The sequence below is a fragment of the Zavarzinia compransoris genome (genome assembly GCF_003173055.1).
GTDB lineage: Bacteria > Pseudomonadota > Alphaproteobacteria > Zavarziniales > Zavarziniaceae > Zavarzinia > Zavarzinia compransoris.
In genome coordinates this window covers 79,908-99,766 of sequence record NZ_QGLF01000005.1, presented here as the reverse complement: position 1 = coordinate 99,766, position 19,859 = coordinate 79,908, and the positions used below count along the sequence as shown (strand labels likewise).

Genomic DNA, 19,859 nt, shown 5'->3' with positions numbered 1-19,859 from the left:
TTCAGCCGAGCTTGCCGGGATTGAGAATGCGGGCGGGATCGAAGGCGTCGCGGACCCGGCTTTCAACCAGCGCCCGCCCCGGCTCCAGCGGCTCGAACACCGGTACCGCGGCCTTGACCGCAAGGGGCGCCCGGAACAATTGGGCATGGCCGCCCGCCGCCCTCACCCGGGGCCGGATCAGGGCGGCCCCCGCCTCCGCCCCTGCAGGCACCGACAGCCAGACCCGTCCGCCGCCCCAATCGGCGAACCAATGGGCCCCCGGCAGATCCGCCGCGAGGCCGTGGGCGAGAGTACAGCCCGCCGCTGGCGGCACCGCGATCCGCCACAGCGCCCGTTCGCCCTCGGGCAGCAGGCCGGCGACGTCGCGGATGGCGCTCCAGGTCTCGTCCGAGTCCTCGTCTTCGATCACCTCGATCGGGGCGGCGGGGCCGGCCAGCGCCTGAAGATCGGACAGGCGTTCCGGCAGGGCCGCCGCCGGCCCTTCGAAGCGCGCCAGCACGGCCGCCGCCGCCAGCGGATGATGCCGGCAGCGGACAGCGGTAGCGGCAGGCAGGTAGGCGAGCGCCACCGGCTCCAGCGCCGAACCGGCGATCGCCTGCATGACGCGGCCCGCCGCCGCCGCCTCGAGATCGAGCAGCACCGCGGTGACCGAGGCGGCCGGCAGCCCGGCCACGCGCAGGGTTACCCGGGTCATCGCCGCCAGGGTGCCGAAGGAGCCGGCGATCAGCTTGGGCAGGTCGTAACCCGTGACATTCTTCACCACCCTGCCGCCGGCCTTGAAGATCTCGCCCCGGCCGGTCACCGCGTCGACGCCGAGCAGGTGATCGCGCGCCGCCCCCGCCCGCGGCCGCGCCGGGCCCGACAGATTGGCGGCGATGGCCCCGCCGATCGTGCCGAGGCCGGCGCCCTCGCCGAACAGAGGCCCGGTATCGGGCGGATCGAAGCTGAGGCGCTGGCCCTTTTCGGCCAGGACCGCCGCCACGTCGGAGAGGCGGGTGGCGGGGCCGAGGGTGATGACCTGTTCCGCCGGCTCGTAGACTTCGATCCCGGCGAAGGCGGAAAGATCGAGCACCGCCCCGGCCGCCACCGGATGGCCGAGGCCGGCGCGGGTGCCGCCGCCGACGACATGCAGGCCGCGCGCCCGCGCCCGCGCGTCGGCGATCAGCGCGGCGAGATCCTGGTCGTTACGGGGATGCAGGCGTTCCATCAGAACCTCCCCATCAGAAGCGCGGCAGATCGGGAAAGCGCAGCTTGCCGCCCGAAACCTGCAGCCGCCCGAGTTCGGCGCAGGCGTGAAGCACGGGAAAGACCTTGCCCGGGTTGAGCAGGCCGGCGCCGTCGAAGGCGCATTTCAGGCGCTGCTGCACCGCGAGGTCGGTCTCGTCGAACATGGCGCCCATCAGGTCGCGCTTCTCGATGCCGACGCCGTGTTCCCCGGTCAGGACGCCGCCGGCGGCGACGCAGGCGCGCAGGATGTCGGCGCCGAACTCTTCCGCCCGCTGCAATTCGCCGGGCCGGTTGGCATCATAGAGGATCAGGGGATGCAGGTTGCCGTCGCCGGCATGAAAGACATTGGCGCAGCGTAAGTCATAGTGCGCCGACAGCCGCTCGATCGCCGCCAGGATCTCGGGCAGGCGGCCGCGCGGGATGGTGCCGTCCATGCACAGGTAATCGGGCGAGATGCGGCCGACCGCCGGGAAGGCCGCTTTCCGCCCGGCCCAGAACGCCAGGCGTTCCGCATCGTCGCGGGTGCGCCGCAGGGTGCAGGCGCCGCCAGCGGCAAGCAGGGCGGCGACCTCGTCCATCCGCGCCTCGACCTCGCCGGCCGGGCCGTCGAGTTCGACGATAAGCAGGGCGGCGACGTCGCGGGGATAGCCGGCATGGCAGAAATCCTCGGCGGCATTGATGGCGAGATTGTCCATCATCTCGATCCCGCCGGGGACGATGCCGGCGCCGATGACGGCGGCGACCGCCGCCCCCGCGGCCTCGACCGTGGGGAAGCCGGCCAGCAGGGCCCCCACCCCCTGGGGCTTGGGCGTGATGCGGACGGTGACTTCGGTGACGACGCCGAGCAGGCCCTCGGACCCGGTGACGATGCCGAGCAGGTCGTAACCCGGCCCGTCCAGCGCCTTGCCGCCGCCGAGACGGACCACGGTGCCGTCGATCAGCACCATCTCGAGACCAAGCAGGTTATGGGTGGTCAGGCCGTATTTCAGGCAATGCACGCCGCCCGAATTCTCGGCGACATTGCCGCCGATGGTGCAGGCGATCTGGCTCGACGGATCGGGGGCATAGAAGAAGCCGTCCGCCTCGACCGCCCGGGTGAGGGCGAGATTGGTCACCCCCGGCTGGGCGGTGATGCAGCGGTTGGCGAGATCGATGTCGAGGATGCGGTTGAAGCGCGCCAGCGACAGCACGATGCCGTCCGCCAGCGGCAGCGCCCCGCCGGACAGCGAGGTTCCCGCCCCGCGCGGCACCACCTTGGCCCCCGCCGCCCGGCAGGCGGCCAGCACCGCCGCCACCTCGGCGGTGGTGCGCGGCAGGACGACGGCCAGCGGGCGCTGGGCATAGGCGGTGAGGGCATCGCATTCATAGGCGCCGAGCGCCGAATCGGCCGCGATCAGGGCATCGGCCGGCACCAGCCGCGCCAGGCGGGCCAGGAGATCCGCCCGCCCGTCGATCACCGCGCTGTCGGGTACCGGCATCGTCAAGGCCATGCGCATTCCTCCCGCCGCTCAGGATGATCGGGGCGGCATTCTGTTGCAAGCCTGCGACGATCACCCGGCGGCAGTCGATGTACAACCATTTTGGTGGCAATCCGGGAAGCAGTCTCCGGTCAATTGTGCAGCTATAGGCGCAATTCCTGCCGCTGAGACTGCCTTGACCGATAAGCCCCGGAAATTCATGCCTGTTTGCCGCCTGATCCGGGGGCTTGCCGCGGCCGTGGCGCTGGCCGGGGCGCTGCTGCCGGCGGCGGCACCGGCGGAAACCCTGGTGGTTGCGGGCCGGCCGCTGGAACTGGCGCCGCCCTTCGGCTTCTGCCGCCTCTCGCCCGAGGTGGAGCGGGAGGCGGCCGTCGCCGCCGAGCTTGCCCGGCGCGAGGCGGAACAATTGCGCCAGGCCCTGGCCTTTGCCGATTGCGACGAATTGGAAGCCTGGCGCCAGGGCCGGCTGGCCAGGATCGACCGCCTCGGCCAGATCGGCGCCACGCTTCGCGGGGGCGAGCCGGTCACGGTACAGACCCCGGCCCGCTTCATGGGCGACGCCCGGAAGAGCCTGACCGCCGCCAGCGCCCGCGATGCGGCGGCGACGCCGGGCCTGAAAGTCCTGCTGGTCGAGGGCGGCAATTACCTCGTCACCGGCACCAGCCTCGACTCGCCCGCCGGCCGGGTCTTGCAGGCGGGCGCCCTGACCATCATCGGCGGGGTGGCGGTGGAGATCAGCCTGTTCCAGTCGGGCACCGGCGAGGTTCCGGAAGACGCCCGCCGGCTGGCGGAAAATGCCGCGGCCCTGAGTTCGGTCGCCGGCGAGATCCTGGTGGTGAACGACGTCTTCGACGAGGTCGAGCGGGTGGATACCGACGCCCAGGCCGGCGCCCTCAACGTCATGACCGCGGTGGCCGGCGGCCTCGGCCTGTTCGGCCTGCTGGCGCTGCGCTCGCTGTGGCTGCTGCTGCGGGCCCCGCGCCGGCGGATCTGACCGCGCTCAGAGGGCGTGGCCGCAGCCCATGACGGCGGCTTCCGCCGGCCGGCCGGCGGCGCTGCCCCGGCCCAGGCGCTTCCACACCCGTTCGTGGAAGAAGAACACCACCGTGTTCACCGCCGGTTCCACCAGGGCGACGCCGGTCGCGATCTCCACCGAGCCGGTGAAGGCATAGGTGACGCCGAAACCGACACCGAAGTGCAGCATCGCGAAAGTCGCCGTCTTTGCCAGATCCCACGCCATGATATCCTCGCATCGTCCGAACCAACGATATTGCGAATTATTATCATTTAGATCGGACCTGGCAAGGCGGTTTTCAGGGCTCGGCGATCCTGATGACCGATAGCAGCCATGCATCCCCGGCATCGGCGACCCGGACCACCAGGGTCACCAGCCCCTGGGGCAGGTTCAGCACGGTGGTACGCCGGCGGCCGTTCTCGAACACTTCGTCGAGGGAGATGGCGCCGCCGCTCATGGCGACGGAACTGGTGACGACCGTGGCGTCGGCCTCGCTCAGCTTCTCGTAGAGGGCGCTGAGCCCGTCGGGATCGAGGCTCTTCCCGATCGTCAGTTCGGCGGTCACCGTGCCGTCGGCGGTGGCGAAGCGCTGTCCGCCGGGGATCGCGCTTTCCGCCGAGAGGCGCTTGGCCGGATAGGTGAAGACGAAGCCGTGCTTGCCGTCGGCCTTGTCGGTCCAGCCGGCCGCGGCGGCGGCGGCGGTTGCGTCCGCCTCGAGCCGGGCGGCCTGGTCCGGGGTCAGCAGGCCGGTCGGATGCAGGCCGGCGCCGGCCTGCCAGGCGGCGATCGCCTCGGCCAGATAATCGTTGTGCACGGCGAGCGGATAGCCGGCCAGGGCGAGCGGCTTCTCCTGCGCCTCCAGCGTCGCCGTCACCAGGGCGGGCGCCGGCCCCGCCACCGCCACCCGGCCGGTCACCGCCGGCTGGTGATAGCCGTCGAGGGCCAGGGTGAAACTGCCCGCCGGCGCCGGCCCCGCCATGTCGAGGCTGAGGACGAGCAGGCTGCCGTCCTGAAAGGTGGTGCTCAGCATGCAGCGGTCCAGCAGGCATTGCCCGTCCAGCGGCCCATGGCCGACGATCGGCGCCAGGGCCGCGACATAGCCCCAGCCGGCGGAGGGGCCGTCGGTCCGGCGGTCGCGGGTGACCTCCAGGATGAAGTCGACGGTCTTGCCGTCCTCGGCCGTCGCCTTGGCGGTCCAGGCGCCCGAAATCTCGGTGCTGTCGGGCAAGGGGACCGGCGGCGGCAGGTTCGGCGCCAGATGGTGCAGCCAGTCGACGGCCGGTTCCGCCCGGGCGGGCGCGGCGATTGCGATCAGCAGGGCGGCGAGGCAAAGGCATTTGCCGGCGTGGCGCGATATCAAGGCTTCATCCCCCCGGGAAGCGATGGCGATGCCCCAGCCTCGCGCCGGTCGCCCCGGGGATGCAAGCCCCTGGCCGGGGGGTCAGACCATCTCGCCCCAGAGATCATATTCGCCCGCATCGGTGATCTTCACCTTCACCATCTCGCCGGGGCGGAGTTTCCGCGCCGGTTCCTCGATGATGACATTGCCGTCGATCTCCGGCGCATCGGCGTAGGAGCGGCAGATCACGCCGTCCTCCTCGTCGATCTCGTCGACCAGGACGTCGAAGGTGCGGCCGACCTTCGCGTCCAGCTTTTCCATCGAGATCTGCTGCTGGACGGCCATGAAGCGGTTCCAGCGTTCTTCCTTCACCGCTTCCGGCACGGCATCGGGCAGATCGTTCGCCGGGGCACCGTCGACCGCCTCGTAGCGGAAGCAGCCGACCCGGTCGAGCCTTGCTTCCTTCAGGAAGGCCAGGAGTTCCTCGAAATCCGCCTCCGTCTCGCCGGGGAAGCCGACGATGAAGGTGGAGCGGATGGCGATATCGGGCACGTCCCGGCGCCACGCCGCCAGCCGGCTCAGCACTTTTTCCTGGTTGCCCGGGCGGCGCATCGCCTTCAGCACCCGGGGCGAGGCGTGCTGGAACGGAATGTCGAGATAGGGCAGCACCTTGCCCGCCGCCATCAGCGGGATGACGTCGTCGACATGCGGATAGGGATAGACATAGTGCAGCCGCACCCAGGCACCCAATTCGCCAAGTGCCGCGGCCAGATCGGTCATATGGGCCCGGCGTTCCCGGCCGCGCCATTCGGCGCCACGGTGGCGCAGGTCGACGCCATAGGCCGAAGTATCCTGGCTGATCACCAGCAATTCGCGCACGCCGCCGTTCACCAGGTTCTCCGCCTCGCGCAGGACCTCGTCGATAGGGCGCGAGACCAGGTCGCCGCGCAAATGCGGGATGATGCAGAAGGAACAGCGGTGATTGCAGCCTTCCGAAATCTTCAGATAGGCATAGTGGCGCGGGGTCAGCTTGACCCCCGCCGCCGGCACCAGATCGACGAAGGGATCGTGCTGCGGCGGCACCACCTCGTGCACCGCCTTCATCACCTGCTCGTATCGATGCGGGCCGGTGACGGCCAGCACGCTCGGATATTGGCCGAGGATCAGGTCCGGCGTCGCGCCCAGGCAGCCGGTGACGATGACCTTGCCGTTCTCGTTCAGGGCCTCGCCGATCGCCTCCAGCGATTCCGCACGGGCGCTGTCGAGGAAGCCGCAGGTATTGACCACCACCACATCGGCGCCGGCATAGTCGGGGCTGATCTCATAGCCCTCGGCCTTCAGCTGGGTGATGATGCGCTCGGAATCGACCAGGGCCTTGGGGCAGCCCAGGGAGACGAGACCGACTTTCGGGCTGGGCTTCTGCGCAGCGGCGGATGACGACATGGGTTTTCTCGGGGAAACGGTATCGGCGCCTTTATCCGCCGGTCCGATCGCTTCCGCAAGGGCCTGTTCCCTCATGCCGCCATGCACGCCGCCGGATCGACCCGTCCGGGGCCTCTCAGGCCAGCGCGACCGACAGGGTGAAGCGGCAGCGCCCCTCGTCGTCGGCATGGCGAAGCCCGGGTTTTTCGCTGAATTCGCCGGCAAAGCCGAGGGGATCGGCAAAGCCCGCCCAGGGCTCGATGCAGAGATAGTCCGCCCCCGGCTTCATCCAGAGGCCGAGTTCGCTGAAGCCGGTCCAGGCGATGCGGAGGCCAAGGCCGGGCCCGGCGAAGACGAGGCCCCGGCTCGCCAGCCGGTCCATGATCACCGCATCCGCGGCGAACAGGCTGTCGTCGAGGTCGAGCCGGCGCCCCCGCACCGGGCTCGGCTGCGGCTCGGGCGCCAGCAGGCCCTCGGCAAGGCGGCGGATCGGCGCCGGCTCGGGCGCATCGAATTCAAGCCAATGGGCGGTTTTCGCCGCCGCCCGGTCGAGCGGCCAGCGAAAGGCCGGATGGGCGCCGATGCTGAAGGGCAAGGGGCCGGGCGTCGGGTTGATCACGTCATAGGTGATGTCGAGGCCCGCCGCCGTCAGGCGATAGCCGATGTCGAGGATGAAGGGAAAGGGATAGTGCCGCCGGGTATCCTCGTCGTCGGAGAGGCGGAACACCGCCGCGTCCCAGGCCCGGGCGGCGATCCCGAACTCGCGGTCGCGGGCGAAGCCGTGCTGCCCCAGGTCGTAGTCCCGGCCCTGGTGGCGCAGGCGGCCGCCAGCCAGCTTGCCGACGATCGGAAACAGGTTGGGGGCATGGCGCCGCCAGGGCTCGGCCGCCGGCCACAGCAGGTCGCCGTGGCTTTGGTGGTGCAGGCGGCTCAATTCCGCGCCGAAGCTGTTGATTTCGGCCGTCCAGTCGCCCGCGTTCAACTCGATCCTGTCCGCCACCTGTCCCTCCCCGCCGTGCGCCGGCCAGATATAGCGGATACCGCCCCGTATCGCACCAAATCGTGGCAAGGCCGGGCCATAGGCCCTATAAGCAGGACCATGAGCAATATGCCGCGCCGCCCCCTGGATGTCCTTCGCGACATCTTCGGCTATGACGCCTTCCGGGGCCGTCAGGCCGAGATCATCGATCATGTGGTCGCGGGCGGCGATTGCCTGGTGGTCATGCCCACCGGCGGCGGCAAGTCGCTGTGCTATCAGGTGCCGGCGCTGTGCCGGGCGGGGGTGGGCATCGTCGTCTCGCCCCTGATCGCCCTGATGCAGGATCAGGTCGAGGCGCTGCGCCAGTTGGGCGTGCGCGCCGCGGCACTGAATTCGGCACTCGATGCCGGCGCGGCGCGGGCGGTCGAGCGGGCCTTGCGCAACGGCGACCTCGATCTGCTCTATGTCGCCCCCGAGCGGCTGATGACCGAGCGCTTCCTCGACCTGCTGGACGAGGCCCCCATCGCCCTCTTCGCCATCGACGAGGCGCATTGCGTCTCGCAATGGGGCCACGACTTCCGGCCGGAATATCTCCAGCTCGACGTGCTGCATCGGCGCTTCCCCCAGGTGCCGCGCATCGGCTTGACCGCCACCGCCGACGGCCCGACACGGCGCGACATCGCCACCCGCCTCGGGCTGGAGGAGGCGCCCCTGTTCATGGCCGGTTTCGACCGGCCGAACATCCGCTACACGGTGGTGCCCAAGATCGAGCCCCGGGCCGGGCTGAAGCGCTTCCTCGACGGGCGGCGCGGCCAGGCCGGAGTCATTTACTGCATGAGCCGGGCCAAGGTCGAGACCATGGCCGAATGGTGCGTGGCGCAAGGGTTCAATGCCCTGCCCTATCACGCCGGCCTCGACCGCGACCTGCGCGCCCGGAACCACGACCGCTTCCTGAAGGACGAAGGCGTGATCATGGTCGCGACCATCGCGTTCGGCATGGGCATCGACAAGCCGGACGTGCGCTTCGTCGTCCACCTCGACCTGCCGAAGACGATCGAAGCCTATTACCAGGAAACCGGCCGCGCCGGACGCGACGGCCTGCCGTCCGAAGCCCTGCTGTTCTACGGGATCGAGGATGTCGCCCGCCTGCGCCAGCTGATGGCCGGCTCCGAGGCGGCGGAAGCCTTCAAGCGGGTGGAGCGCAGCAAGCTCGAAGCCCTGCTCGGCTTCTGCGAGACCGCGCGCTGCCGCCGCCAAGTCCTGCTGTCCTATTTCGGCGAGACGGACACGCGCCCTTGCGGCAATTGCGACACCTGCCTGCACCCGGTCGAAACCCGCGACGGCACGGTCGAGGCGCAGAAGGCGCTGTCCGCCGTCTACCGCACCGGGGAACGCTTCGGCGCCGTCCATGTCATCGATGTCCTGACCGGCAACGAGACCGAGAAGGTGCGCCAGTTCGGCCACCACACGATCAAGACCTTCGGCATCGGCAAAGACCAGCCCAAGGATTTCTGGCGCGGGGTCTTACGCCAATTGGCCGCCCTCGGCTTCATCGAAGTGGACCTGGAGCGTCACGGCGCCCTCGTGCTCACCGACGAGTGCCGCCCGGTGCTGCGCGGCGAGCAGCGGGTGGAACTGCGCATCGATCCGCCGAAAGTGACGGCGGCGCGGGGCGAGAAACGCCGCCGCAGCACCCCGGACCGCCCGGCCGAAGGCACCGCCGCCGGCACCCTGTTCGGCGCGCTCAGGGCGCTCCGCCTGGAACTCGCCCGGGAACAGGGCGTGCCGCCCTATGTGATCTTCCACGATACGACGCTGATCGAGCTGGCGGAACGCCGCCCGCTCGATCACCTCAGTTTCGCCCAGGTCCCCGGCGTCGGCCAGGCCAAGCTGGAGCGTTACGCCGACCGTTTCATCGAAGTGATCGAGAACTTCGACGGTTAGCATGTTTGGAATGACCGTCATGCCGAACATGCTCTATCGCTTCGATTTTACGCATCGCCGGACGGCGAACCGGTTCCCACTTCGCCTGACGATGCTTTGATCACTTCCGGCGCATGGCATCGAGAAGCGCCGCGCCCAGGCTGCCCTGCTGGCTGCCGCGCTCGTCGCGCTTTTGCGGGGCGGCGCCGCGGCGGGCATCCTGCGGGCGGGCGGGCTGGTTCTGCGGCGGGCGCCCGGCATCGCGCGGCACCGGCTCGCCCTTCCGCATGGTCAGGGAGATGCGCTTCCGCTTCACGTCGACTTCCAGCACCTTGACCTTGACCACGTCGCCCGCCTTCACCACTTCCGACGGGTCCTTGACGAAGCGGTCGGCGATCTGGCTGATGTGGACGAGGCCGTCCTGGTGCACGCCGATATCGACGAAGGCGCCGAAGGCCGCGACATTGGTCACCGTGCCTTCCAGGATCATGCCCGGCTTCAGGTCGGTGATCGCCTCGATGCCGTCGGCAAAGCTCGCGGTCTTGAATTCGGGCCGGGGGTCGCGGCCCGGCTTTTCCAACTCGGCCAGGATGTCGCGCACCGTGGGCACGCCGAATTTCCCGTCGACGAAATCGGCCGGATCGAGGGACTTCAGGCGTTTCGCATCGCCCATCAGGCTGCGCAGGTCGCGGCCACAGGCGGCGACGATCTTCTTCGCCACGCCATAGGCTTCCGGGTGGACCGAGGAGGCGTCCAGCGGCTCCGCCCCGCTGGGGATGCGCAGGAAACCGGCGCATTGCTCGAAGGTCTTCGGCCCCAGGCGCGAGACGGCGAGGAGATCCTTGCGGCTGCCGAAGGGACCGTTGGCGTTGCGATGGGCCACGATCGCCTCGGCCAGCGAGGCGCCGAGACCGGACACCCGCGCGAGCAGCGAGGCGGAGGCCGTGTTGAGATCGACGCCGACCGCGTTCACCGCATCCTCGACCACCGCGTCCAGGGCCCGGGCCAGGCGGTGCTGGTCGACGTCATGCTGGTATTGGCCGACACCGATCGACTTGGGCTCGATCTTCACCAGTTCGGCCAGCGGATCCTGCAGGCGCCGGGCGATGGAGACGGCGCCGCGCAGCGAGACATCGAGATCCGGGAATTCGGCGGCCGCCAGCGCGGAGGCCGAATAGACCGAGGCGCCGGCCTCCGACACCACCACCTTGATCGGGCGGCGCTCCGCCGGCAGGTCGGCGATCAGGTCGGCGGCCAGCTTGTCGGTCTCGCGGCTGGCGGTGCCATTGCCGATGGCGACCAGTTCGACCCCATGCTTCAGGATCAGGTGGCCGAGCGCCGCCTGGGCGCCGCGCAGGTCGTTCCGCGGCTGGAACGGATAGACGGTGGCGGTATCGAGCACCTTGCCCGTGCCGTCGACCACCGCGACCTTGACCCCGGTGCGGATGCCCGGATCGAGGCCGAGTGTCGCGCGGGAGCCGGCGGGGGCGGCGAGCAATATATCCTTCAGGTTCCGGGCGAAGACGTGGATCGCCTCTTCCTCCGCCCGTTCGCGCATCTCGTTCATCAGGTCGATCGAGAGATGCAGCGACAGTTTCACCCGCCAGCACCAGCGCGCTACCTCGCCCAGCCATTTGTCGGCCGGCGCCGCCGCCTTCGGGTCGATCTGATAGGCGCCCATGATGCGGGCCTCGACCGGCTTCACCGGGGCGTCGCTGTCGGCATCAATCTCGATGTCGACGGTGAGGATTTCCTCGTTCCGGCCGCGCAGCATGGCCAGGGCCCGGTGGCTGGGGACCGCGGCCCAGCGTTCCGCGTGATCGAAATAATCGCTGAACTTGGCGCCGGCCTCGGCCTTGCCCTCGACCAGGCGGGCATGGACCTGGGCGTTTTCCTTCATGTAGTTGCGGAGGCTGCCGACGAGATCGGCATTTTCCGCCATCTGTTCGACGATGATGTCGCGCGCACCGTCGAGGGCCGCCTTCACATCCGCCACATCTTCGGTGAGATAGGCCGCAGCCGCCTCCTGCGGCACCAGCCGGCGATTGGCCAGCAGGGCCTCTGCCAGCGGGCCAAGGCCCTTTTCCCGGGCGATTTCCGCCTTGGTCCGGCGCTTCGGCTTATAGGGCAGGTAGATGTCTTCAAGCTCGGCCTTGGTGGCAGCGGCATCGATCTTCGCCGCCAGCTCATCGGTCAGCTTGCCTTGCGAACGGATCGACTCCAGCACCGTCTCGCGCCGGGCCGCGAGGTCGCGGAGATAGGTCAGGCGCTCTTCCAGGGTGCGGAGTTGAGTATCGTCCAGGCCGCCGGTCGCTTCCTTGCGGTAGCGGGCGATGAAGGGCACCGTGGCGCCGCCGTCCAGCAATTCGACCGCCGCATTCACCTGTTCCGGCTTCGCCTGGATCTCGGCGGCGATAAGGCGGGCGATGCGGGGGCTGGCTGCGGTCATGAGTCGGGCTCGTCACGTTTCGGGGCCGCGACCATAGGGCAAAGCCGGTGGCGGGGAAACAACGATGACTCCACCGTAGTGTTGAATGAAATTATTGAGGGGTAGGCATAGAAAAGTCCCCACGCCGAATGTTCGCAACAATTTTTGAAAATATATCCGTATCCATGAAGTAATTTGGATATGCTCTTTTTAAGGAATTAATGTTCTCAACAGACACCAATACTATTTGGTTCGGAGAATTATCAGATATAGACCCCTCCAGATCCGTGTAAAATCTATTTGCTTCAGCAGATTCTTTTGCCTTGAATCTTCTTATTTTAATAGTTCCAGCATTAGGATCAAGATCAAGAAGAAAATATTTAGAATCTTTAGCGCCCCCAATGAACTCTATCGTAGAGTTATACATTTGTAATACATTTGATACATTTAATCTTTTAGATAAGCTTTCAATTTCCCTAACCAATTCACGCCGATTATCGGGAGTTCCTGGCACTGGATTGCAGTTTTCTATAATCGAAATAGCAGTGCCCATAAGAGCAAAAAATCGAAGCCAATCCTGGTTTCCCTGATTTGATTTCAGAGCCTGACGCGTAAACAAACCAACCGCTTCCACAGCTGTCGCCCAGGCATGCTGTGGCTGAGTTCTAATTTGTATTTCTATTTTTAAGTTATCATATTTCATATTCACCCCTCTTCCTTTGTATTGAAATATCAAATGGTACGATCTATATCCATCCGCTTTGGGATTTAAAATGTAATCCTTCTCACCCTTAAATGCATGAGAGAATCCAGTGTTTTTATATTCTTCAACAAGAGAATATACGCTTCCTTTTTCCTTAAAAACCACCCGGCACCCCGCAATATCTTGCATTTGAGTCATTCTCATGGAATTTTTCTGCGTCAATTTTCTATGAATAGACTCAAGCCTTTTAATTCTTTGGGCCACGATAATTTCTCTTTCAATTTTTTTTGCCTTGTTTCTCAATGTCATTTGGAATGTATTTAATGGAAAAGCATGTGCCGAACGCCAATTATTGATAATCGAGAGAACATTAACCCCCTCGCTAGTGATAACTGGAAAAATCAAGCCAGCTAATTTTTTGCCGGCACTGTTTACCTGCTCCGGCGAATACTCCAAGGTTGCCCAAACCATTCGCGCTTCCGCCTATTATCCAGAGGGGAGGAAATCCAGAATTTACCATCCTAGAGTTGATTAAGAAACATCTCAAATAGAACGAAAAGGGCCGCGCCATCGCTGGCGCGGCCCCGATCTTTCAGGCGTCCGGCTTAGTGGCCAAGACCCTTGACGATTTCCTCGACCACCTTCTTGGCGTCGCCGAAGAGCATCATGGTGTTGTCGCGGAAGAACAGTTCGTTCTCGACGCCGGCATAGCCCGACGACATGCCGCGCTTCACGAACAGCACCGTCTTCGCCTTGTCGACTTCAAGGATGGGCATGCCGTAGATCGGCGAGGCCTTGTCGGTCTTCGCCGCCGGGTTGGTCACGTCGTTGGCGCCGATGACGAAGGCGACGTCCGCCTGCGAGAAGGCCGAGTTGATGTCCTCAAGCTCGAACACTTCGTCGTAGGGCACATTGGCTTCGGCCAGCAGCACGTTCATGTGGCCGGGCATGCGGCCCGCCACCGGGTGGATGGCGTAGGACACTTTCACGCCCTCGGCCTTCAGCAGGTCGGCCATTTCGCGCAGCGCATGCTGGGCCTGGGACACCGCCATGCCGTAGCCGGGGACGATGATCACCGAGCCGGCGTTCTTCATGATGAAGGACGCGTCGTCGGCCGAGCCCTGCTTGACCGGGCGGGTTTCCTTCTTGCCCCCGGCCGCCGCCGCCGCACCCGCGTCGGCACCGAAGCCGCCGAGGATGACGCTGATGAACGAGCGGTTCATGCCCTTGCACATGATGTAGGACAGGATGGCGCCCGACGACCCCACCAGCGAACCGGTGATGATCAACGCGGTGTTCTGCAGCGTGAAGCCGATGCCGGCCGCCGCCCAACCCGAATAGGAGTTGAGCATGGACACGACCACCGGCATGTCGGCGCCGCCGATCGGGACGATCAGGGTGATGCCGATGACGAAGGAGAGCGCGGTCAGAGCCCAGAAGGCCCAGGTCGCCTCGCCCTTGGTCACGATCAGGATGACCAGCAGCACGACGATCGCCGTCGCGATCGCGATGTTCAGCAGGTGCCGGGCCGGCAGGATGATCGGCGCGCCCGACATATTGCCGTTCAGCTTGGCGAAGGCGATGATCGAGCCCGAGAAGGTGATGGCGCCGATGGCGACGCCAAGGCCCATTTCGATCAGCGAGCCGGTCTTGATGCCGCCTTCGGGCTCGGGCAGGGTGATGCCATAGGAATCCGGCACATAGTAGGCGGCCGCCGCGACCAGCACCGCGGCCATGCCGACGAGGCTGTGGAACGCGGCGACGAGCTGCGGCATCGAGGTCATGGCGACGCGCTTGGCGATCACCGCGCCGATGCCGCCGCCGATGGCGAGCGCGACCACGATCATGGCGATCGTCAGCGCGTCGATATTCGGCAGCACCTGGTGCGACAGCAGGGTGGTCACGACCGCGATGGTCATGCCGATCATGCCGTAGCGGTTGCCCGTGCGCGAGGTGGCGGGCGACGACAGGCCCCGCAGCGCGAGAATGAACAGCACCCCGGAGACGAGGTACAGGACAGAAGCGAGATTGGCGTTCATCGACGTCTACTCCTCACTTCTTTTCTTTTTTCTTGTACATGGCGAGCATTCGGCTCGTGACCATGAACCCGCCGAAGATATTCACCGAGGCGAAGATCACCGCGACGAAGCCGAAGATCTTCGAGGCCCAGGAGGCCGAAGAAATGGCCGGCACGGCGACGGCGATGATGGCGCCGACGATGATCACGCTCGAAATCGCGTTGGTCACCGCCATCAGCGGCGTGTGCAGGGCGGGCGTCACGCTCCAGACGACGTAATAGCCGACGAAGACGGCCAGCACGAAGATGGAGAGCAGGGAAATGAAATGATCCATGGCGTCACCTCTTCGATCAGGCGGCGGCGAAGGCCGGATGCACCACGGCGCCACCCTTGGTCAGGATGGAGGCCTTGATGATCTCGTCTTCCCAGTCGATCGCGAGTTGCTTGGTCTCCTTCGAGACCAGCGGCGTGATGAAGTTCAGCAGGTTCTTGGCGAAGAGCTGCGAGGCATCGACCGAAATCCGGCTGGGCAGGTTGATGATGCCGACGATCTTCACGCCGTTCTCGGTGACCACCACCTCGCCCGGCCGCGACAGGGGGCAGTTGCCGCCCTGTTCGACCGCGAGATCGACGATGACCGCGCCCGGCTTCATGGTGGCGACCATCTCCGGCGTCACCAGGACCGGCGCAGGGCGGCCCGGGATCAGCGCGGTGGTGACCACGATGTCCTGCTTCTTGATCGTGTCCGCGATCAGGGCGTTCTGCTTCGCCTGATAGTCCTTGGACATTTCCTTGGCATAGCCGCCGGCGGTCTGGGCGTTCTTGAATTCCTCGTCCATGACCGCGACGAAAGTGCCGCCCAGCGATTCCACCTGTTCCTTGGTGGCCGGGCGCACGTCGGTCGCCGAGACGATGGCGCCGAGACGCTTCGCCGTCGCGATGGCCTGGAGGCCGGCGACGCCGACGCCCATGATCAGGGTGCGGGCCGGGGCCACGGTGCCGGCGGCGGTCATCATCATCGGGAAGGCGCGGGCGTATTCGGCCGCGGCTTCGATGACGGCGCGATAGCCGGCGAGATTGGCCTGGGACGACAGGATGTCCATCGACTGCGCACGGGTGATGCGCGGCACGAATTCCATCGCGAAGGCGTCGATGCCGGCCTCGGCATAGGCCTTCACGCTGTCGCGGTCGGCATAGGGATTGAGGCCGGCGATGAGCACGGCCCCGCGCTTGAAGTGCTGAAGCTCTTCCGGCAGCGGACGCTGCACGTGGAAGACGACGTCGGCGCCCGCGATGGTCGAGGCGGCGTCGGGCGCGATCCTGGCGCCGGCGGCTTCGAAGGCGGCATCGGGCACGGCCGAGGCGATACCGGCCCCGGTCTCGATCACGATCTCGGCGCCGAGCGCGATCAGCTTCTTCACGGATTCAGGAGAGGCAGCGACACGATTCTCGTTCGGCCGCCGCTCCTTAGGGATAGCAATCCTCATCTGGCCCCCAGACTTGAGCGGTATTATTGGCGGAAGAAAGCGGAAGGACGCGGGCCCGGCCGAAACGCCGGTCCCCGCCCCCCGAAGCGGTCAAAGCAGCGCGGTCAAACCAGGAAGATCGCCATCAGCACCAGCAGGCCGATGCAGGCGATGATCCCCCATTTGGTCAGGCTCATGAACAGAGCATAAGTCTTCCGCTGTTCGGTGATGTCCATCGTCATGACGTCTGTTCCCGAGGCTCCCCGACGATCCGATAGAGGCGCAACCCGTTATCGGCGCCGAGTGCAGATCCTAAAGTTCAAGATTTCTTATTTGCCCGGCACGACCGTCGAAAAACCGCTCGCCAATCCCGCCAGACCCCTTATTCGGCGCGCACTATTACAAAAGGGGCAAGAGCAAACAAGGCTTCTCTTGCTGCGTAGCAGAAGCGGCGGGCCCCGGCCTATTGCCAAAAGGAACCATTCGGGCGGGGAACCGGGTCAGGATGCCGCATCCCGCTCCAGTTCCAGCAGTTTCCGCTTGCGGGCGGTGCCCCAGCGATAGCCGGTGAGCGAGCCGTCGGAACCGACCGCGCGGTGGCAGGGCACCAGGATCGAGACCGGATTGGCGCCGCAGGCGCGCCCCACCGCCCGCGCCGCGCCGGGCTTGCCGATCGCCGCCGCCAGCGCGCCATAGGTCCGGGTCTCGCCCACCGGAATGTCGCGCAGCGCCTGCCAGACCTGGATCTCGAAGGCGGTGCCGCGCAGGTCGAGGGGCAGGTCGCCCCCGGCCTCCGGCGCCGCCGCCCGCGTGGCGACCGCCGCCAGCAGCGGTTCGAGGCGGCCGTCGTCGGGCATGATGCGGGCATGGGGGAAGCGGCGGACGAGGTCGGCGATCAGCAATTCCTCGTCCTCGCCCATGAAGAGGGCGGCGATGCCCTGGCCGGTCGCCGCCACCAGGGTCAGGCCGAGCAGGGTCTCGACCGCGCCCCACCAGAGATCGAAGCCCCCCGCCTTCAGTTTCGCCGGCGTCGTGCCCGTCGCCGCCTTGACCGCGCGATAGGCGTCGGACACCGCGCCAAAGCCGGCCTCGTAGAGCGCGCCGGCGACATCGTCGCCCTGGCCCAGCAGTTCGACCAGCCGGCCCTGCTTGCAGCCGGCGGCATAGTCGCGGGGCGAAACCCCGGCCACCCGCTTGAACAGGCGCTGGAAATGGAAGGGCGAGAGGTTCACCGCCTCGGCCAGCGCATGCAGGGTCGGCGCCGCCTCCCCCGCCGCCAGCGCCTCGCGGATCAGGCGGCAGGCTTTCTCGACCGCCACCGTCGCCCGCGCCGCCGCCGCGCCCAGGGCCTGGTCCGGCCGGCAGCGCTTGCACGGCCGGAAGCCGGCCGCCGCAGCCGCCGCCAGATCGGCGAAGAAACGCACATTCTCCCGCCGCGGCCGGCGCGACGGGCAGCCCGGCCGGCAGGCGACCCCGGTGGTGGTGACGCCGTAGATGAAGTCGGGCCCCGCCCCGCCATCGATCAGGCGGGACCAGCAGGCATCGGCATCAGGCAGAGAATCAGTCGTCATCGGAACAATCCCGTGGCGGGTTGCGGCGCCGGCCACCATGCCGTACCAACCTGCCACGGGCTGCCCCGATCTTGCGCAGCAATTCGATGCCGCGCCGGCTCAGGCCATCGTGTTCTTGACCACGCCGATGAACGACCGGCGCGCATCCGCGATCAAGCCCTGCTGGTCCAGGATATAGGTGGTCCGGGTGACGGCATCATCGACGTTGCCGCCGATGACGTCGACCTCGCCCGGGCGCAGGGCCACGACGATATCGACGTGACTGCAGAATGTGTCCGCCTTGCCCTTGGCGATCCCGTCCAGTTCGACCAGCGCCGCCTCGAATGTCGCCGGCGGCTTGCGGCAGCCATCGCCCCGCCGGGTCGCCCACAGCAGATCGCCCACGGCCAGCGGCACCGACTTGGCATCCACCAACTGGAGGCCGGCAAACTTGCCGGTGGCGATCGATGCGACATATTCGGAGTGATTGCCCGATTCGGGGAATTTCTTGCCGGCCCCCGCCTTCGCGAAGCAATAGGAGATGAAGGCGCCGGACCAGGCCTTGCTGCGGTCCCGGCCGTCGAGATCGCTGCCGATCTCTTTCCAATAGGCGCCGACATAGGTCCAGTAGGGATGCTCGCCCTCCATGATCTTGTACGAGAAGCCGAGCCGCTTGCCCTCGCGCGTGAGGACGGGCCCGCCCCACCGCGTCCATTCCGCACGCGCCGCCTGCACCAGTTTTTCGACCGTGGTCATCCGACGCCTCCCTTAAACGAAATCGCCGCGCTGGCGGGACCAGCGGCGGGCGGCCAGCGCCGCTTGGCGGGACTTCATCGCCGACTTCAGGTTGGCCACCCGGCCGGCCTGATCGTCCGCCCCCACCTGGAGGAGGGCGTCGAAGGGCTTCGACTTCAACAGCGCGGCCTGCATTTCCGCATAGGTGCCGCGGCCCTGATGGCGGATATCGAAGATCACGGCGCAGATGTCGGCCGTCTTGCCGTCCAGGCCAAGGCGCTTGTCCGCCTCCCGGACCAGGGCGCGGGCCGTGTTTACCATGTGCTGCACCTGGAGCAGTTTCACCTCGGGGTGGTGAATGGTCCAATGAAGCAGCTTGGCCGCGGCGACGATCTCGTCGTCCTCGACGGCTTCGAGGGTCGGGTTGAGATAGAGTTGCAGGGGCCCGGTGCTGTCCGCGCTCTCCAACGGGATCGCCTTGCCGGTCTCGATCTTGCAGATGCGGCCGTTGCGCACTTCGAGGTTGGGGAAATAATCGTCCGCCTCGGGACGGCCCAGCATGTCGCGGAACCAGCGGATGAAGTCGTGATCGGCGACATGGACCGCGAACTGGCCGAAGCCGAAGGTGAAGCGGGCCCGGTCGTAGGTATTGAGGGACAGGAAACTTTGCCCCTCGCAAACCGCGGTCGGCTCGATGAAATCGCTCCAGAAGCCGAAGACGGCGCCGTAGTCGGCCGCCCGGAACAGGTGCTGCGCGGCCAGGCTATGGCCGAAATGCCCGCTGTCGTTGGACAGGCCGTATTTCGTCCCGCCAAAGCGGACGCGAGATCCGACGGCCAGCGGATCGGCCCCGTTCGCGCGTGCCGAGCACTTCCCCCCGTCACGCAATACCTCGAAGTATATCGCCATCCCCCCACCTCATCATTGCCATGAAAGGCAATCATGAGTGTGTTTCATGCGTGCATATTATCAATTAAAGAAATATCCAAAATGGCAAATAAAACCATGAATTGTTTTGCGTGCCGCAACCTGCCGATCCGCCGGACGGCACGCCTTCCCGGGGCCGGGCCCGATCAGAACCGCTTGCCGATGACCTTGAAAATGCCCGTGCCCGTGGCGACCAGGGTATCGCCGGTCCAGATCCGGCCTTCCGCCGTGCGGAAGTCGCCGTCGGCGGCGACGAGGCGGGCCGTGCCCTGCACCCAGGCGCCGAGCGGCGCCCCGGCGATGAAATCGACCATCAGGCGGACGGTGATCCAGTTGAGCGCGGTCCGGTGCGAGATGATGTGGCCGAAGGTGACGTCGGCAAAGCCCATCAGCATGCCGCCGTGGCAATTGTTCAGCATGTTGGTGTGGTGCGGCCCGACCCGGAAGGCGCGGGTGAAACCGCCCGCCGCCTCGTCGCGCTCGTAGAGGGGGCCGACGGTCAGGCCGTAGCCGCTGCGCCAGGGCAGGCGGCGGAAACCCTCGGGAATGTCGCGCTCGTCGTCTTCAACGGCATGGTCGGGGACGGGATCGGCCATGGCCTATTCGGCGCGGCCCTGCGCCATCCTGTCAAGCCCCGCCCCGGCCGGCC

The 19,859-nt window shown here is 66.7% G+C and carries 17 protein-coding genes and 1 pseudogene; 2 read left to right on the top strand and 16 right to left on the bottom strand.

Annotated elements, in window-relative coordinates; all coding sequences use genetic code 11:
- Window position 1 precedes the first annotated feature (1 nt).
- Both DKG75_RS17360 and DKG75_RS17355 read right to left on the bottom strand, forming a co-directional pair.
- On the bottom strand, window positions 2-1,207 hold the full coding sequence (locus tag DKG75_RS17360; protein WP_109922443.1) for an FAD-binding protein: 1,206 nt from the start codon (window positions 1,205-1,207) through the stop codon (window positions 2-4).
- A gap of 13 nt (window positions 1,208-1,220) precedes the next feature.
- Window positions 1,221-2,711 (bottom strand): FAD-linked oxidase C-terminal domain-containing protein, encoded by a 1,491-nt coding sequence (locus tag DKG75_RS17355; protein ID WP_208111913.1) that lies wholly within the window; start codon window positions 2,709-2,711, stop codon window positions 1,221-1,223.
- A gap of 193 nt (window positions 2,712-2,904) precedes the next feature.
- Between DKG75_RS17355 and DKG75_RS17350 the strand changes: the two genes are divergently transcribed.
- Window positions 2,905-3,699 (top strand): hypothetical protein, encoded by a 795-nt coding sequence (locus DKG75_RS17350; protein WP_109922441.1) that lies wholly within the window; start codon window positions 2,905-2,907, stop codon window positions 3,697-3,699.
- A 6-nt stretch (window positions 3,700-3,705) separates the two neighbouring features.
- On the opposite strand, the gene DKG75_RS17345 is transcribed toward DKG75_RS17350, so the two are convergent.
- The 4 genes from DKG75_RS17345 to DKG75_RS17330 all read right to left on the bottom strand — a co-directional run bounded on the left by DKG75_RS17345 (window position 3,706) and on the right by DKG75_RS17330 (window position 7,481).
- A complete protein-coding gene (locus DKG75_RS17345) occupies window positions 3,706-3,945 on the bottom strand; it encodes a DUF2061 domain-containing protein (RefSeq protein WP_109922440.1) in 240 nt (79 codons plus the stop codon).
- Window positions 3,946-4,018: 73 nt separating this feature from the next.
- Window positions 4,019-5,080, bottom strand: coding sequence for a hypothetical protein (locus tag DKG75_RS17340; RefSeq protein WP_109922439.1), 1,062 nt, complete (start codon window positions 5,078-5,080; stop codon window positions 4,019-4,021).
- An 81-nt stretch (window positions 5,081-5,161) separates the two neighbouring features.
- Window positions 5,162-6,502 (bottom strand): 30S ribosomal protein S12 methylthiotransferase RimO, encoded by a 1,341-nt coding sequence (gene rimO / locus DKG75_RS17335; protein WP_109922438.1) that lies wholly within the window; start codon window positions 6,500-6,502, stop codon window positions 5,162-5,164.
- A gap of 115 nt (window positions 6,503-6,617) precedes the next feature.
- Window positions 6,618-7,481 carry an aldose 1-epimerase family protein gene (locus DKG75_RS17330; RefSeq protein WP_109922437.1) on the bottom strand — a complete coding sequence of 288 codons (864 nt, stop codon included), beginning with the start codon at window positions 7,479-7,481 and terminating at the stop codon, window positions 6,618-6,620.
- 108 nt (window positions 7,482-7,589) lie between these two features.
- Here DKG75_RS17330 and recQ point away from each other — a divergent pair, with 108 nt between their 5' ends.
- Window positions 7,590-9,404, top strand: coding sequence for a DNA helicase RecQ (gene recQ, locus DKG75_RS17325; RefSeq protein WP_109922436.1), 1,815 nt, complete (start codon window positions 7,590-7,592; stop codon window positions 9,402-9,404).
- Between the two features lie 100 nt (window positions 9,405-9,504).
- Here recQ and DKG75_RS17320 read toward each other — a convergent pair whose 3' ends face one another.
- The 10 genes and pseudogenes from DKG75_RS17320 to DKG75_RS17275 all read right to left on the bottom strand — a co-directional run bounded on the left by DKG75_RS17320 (window position 9,505) and on the right by DKG75_RS17275 (window position 19,806).
- Complete coding sequence (locus DKG75_RS17320; RefSeq protein WP_109922435.1) at window positions 9,505-11,832, bottom strand: Tex family protein; 2,328 nt, start codon at window positions 11,830-11,832, stop codon at window positions 9,505-9,507.
- Window positions 11,833-11,923: 91 nt separating this feature from the next.
- The gene (locus tag DKG75_RS17315; RefSeq protein ID WP_109922434.1) at window positions 11,924-12,985 is read right to left on the bottom strand and encodes a RelA/SpoT domain-containing protein; all 1,062 of its coding nucleotides are present in this window, start codon (window positions 12,983-12,985) and stop codon (window positions 11,924-11,926) included.
- Window positions 12,986-13,119: 134 nt separating this feature from the next.
- The gene (locus DKG75_RS17310) at window positions 13,120-14,553 is read right to left on the bottom strand and encodes an NAD(P)(+) transhydrogenase (Re/Si-specific) subunit beta (protein ID WP_109922433.1); all 1,434 of its coding nucleotides are present in this window, start codon (window positions 14,551-14,553) and stop codon (window positions 13,120-13,122) included.
- Between the two features lie 13 nt (window positions 14,554-14,566).
- Window positions 14,567-14,842: pseudogene (locus DKG75_RS17305) on the bottom strand (proton-translocating transhydrogenase family protein); the annotation flags it as partial.
- Between the two features lie 40 nt (window positions 14,843-14,882).
- Complete coding sequence (locus DKG75_RS17300; RefSeq protein ID WP_109922431.1) at window positions 14,883-16,019, bottom strand: Re/Si-specific NAD(P)(+) transhydrogenase subunit alpha; 1,137 nt, start codon at window positions 16,017-16,019, stop codon at window positions 14,883-14,885.
- 104 nt (window positions 16,020-16,123) lie between these two features.
- Window positions 16,124-16,240 carry an aa3-type cytochrome c oxidase subunit IV gene (locus DKG75_RS17295; RefSeq protein ID WP_109922430.1) on the bottom strand — a complete coding sequence of 39 codons (117 nt, stop codon included), beginning with the start codon at window positions 16,238-16,240 and terminating at the stop codon, window positions 16,124-16,126.
- A 258-nt stretch (window positions 16,241-16,498) separates the two neighbouring features.
- Window positions 16,499-17,569, bottom strand: coding sequence for a methylated-DNA--[protein]-cysteine S-methyltransferase (locus DKG75_RS23815; RefSeq protein WP_109922429.1), 1,071 nt, complete (start codon window positions 17,567-17,569; stop codon window positions 16,499-16,501).
- A gap of 99 nt (window positions 17,570-17,668) precedes the next feature.
- Complete coding sequence (locus tag DKG75_RS17285) at window positions 17,669-18,304, bottom strand: DUF2272 domain-containing protein (RefSeq protein WP_109922428.1); 636 nt, start codon at window positions 18,302-18,304, stop codon at window positions 17,669-17,671.
- Between the two features lie 12 nt (window positions 18,305-18,316).
- Window positions 18,317-19,192: a hypothetical protein gene (locus DKG75_RS17280; protein WP_109922427.1), complete on the bottom strand. Its 876-nt coding sequence runs from the start codon at window positions 19,190-19,192 to the stop codon at window positions 18,317-18,319.
- A gap of 164 nt (window positions 19,193-19,356) precedes the next feature.
- Entirely contained in the window at window positions 19,357-19,806 is a 450-nt protein-coding gene (locus DKG75_RS17275; protein ID WP_109922426.1) for a PaaI family thioesterase, read from the bottom strand.
- Window positions 19,807-19,859 lie beyond the last annotated feature (53 nt).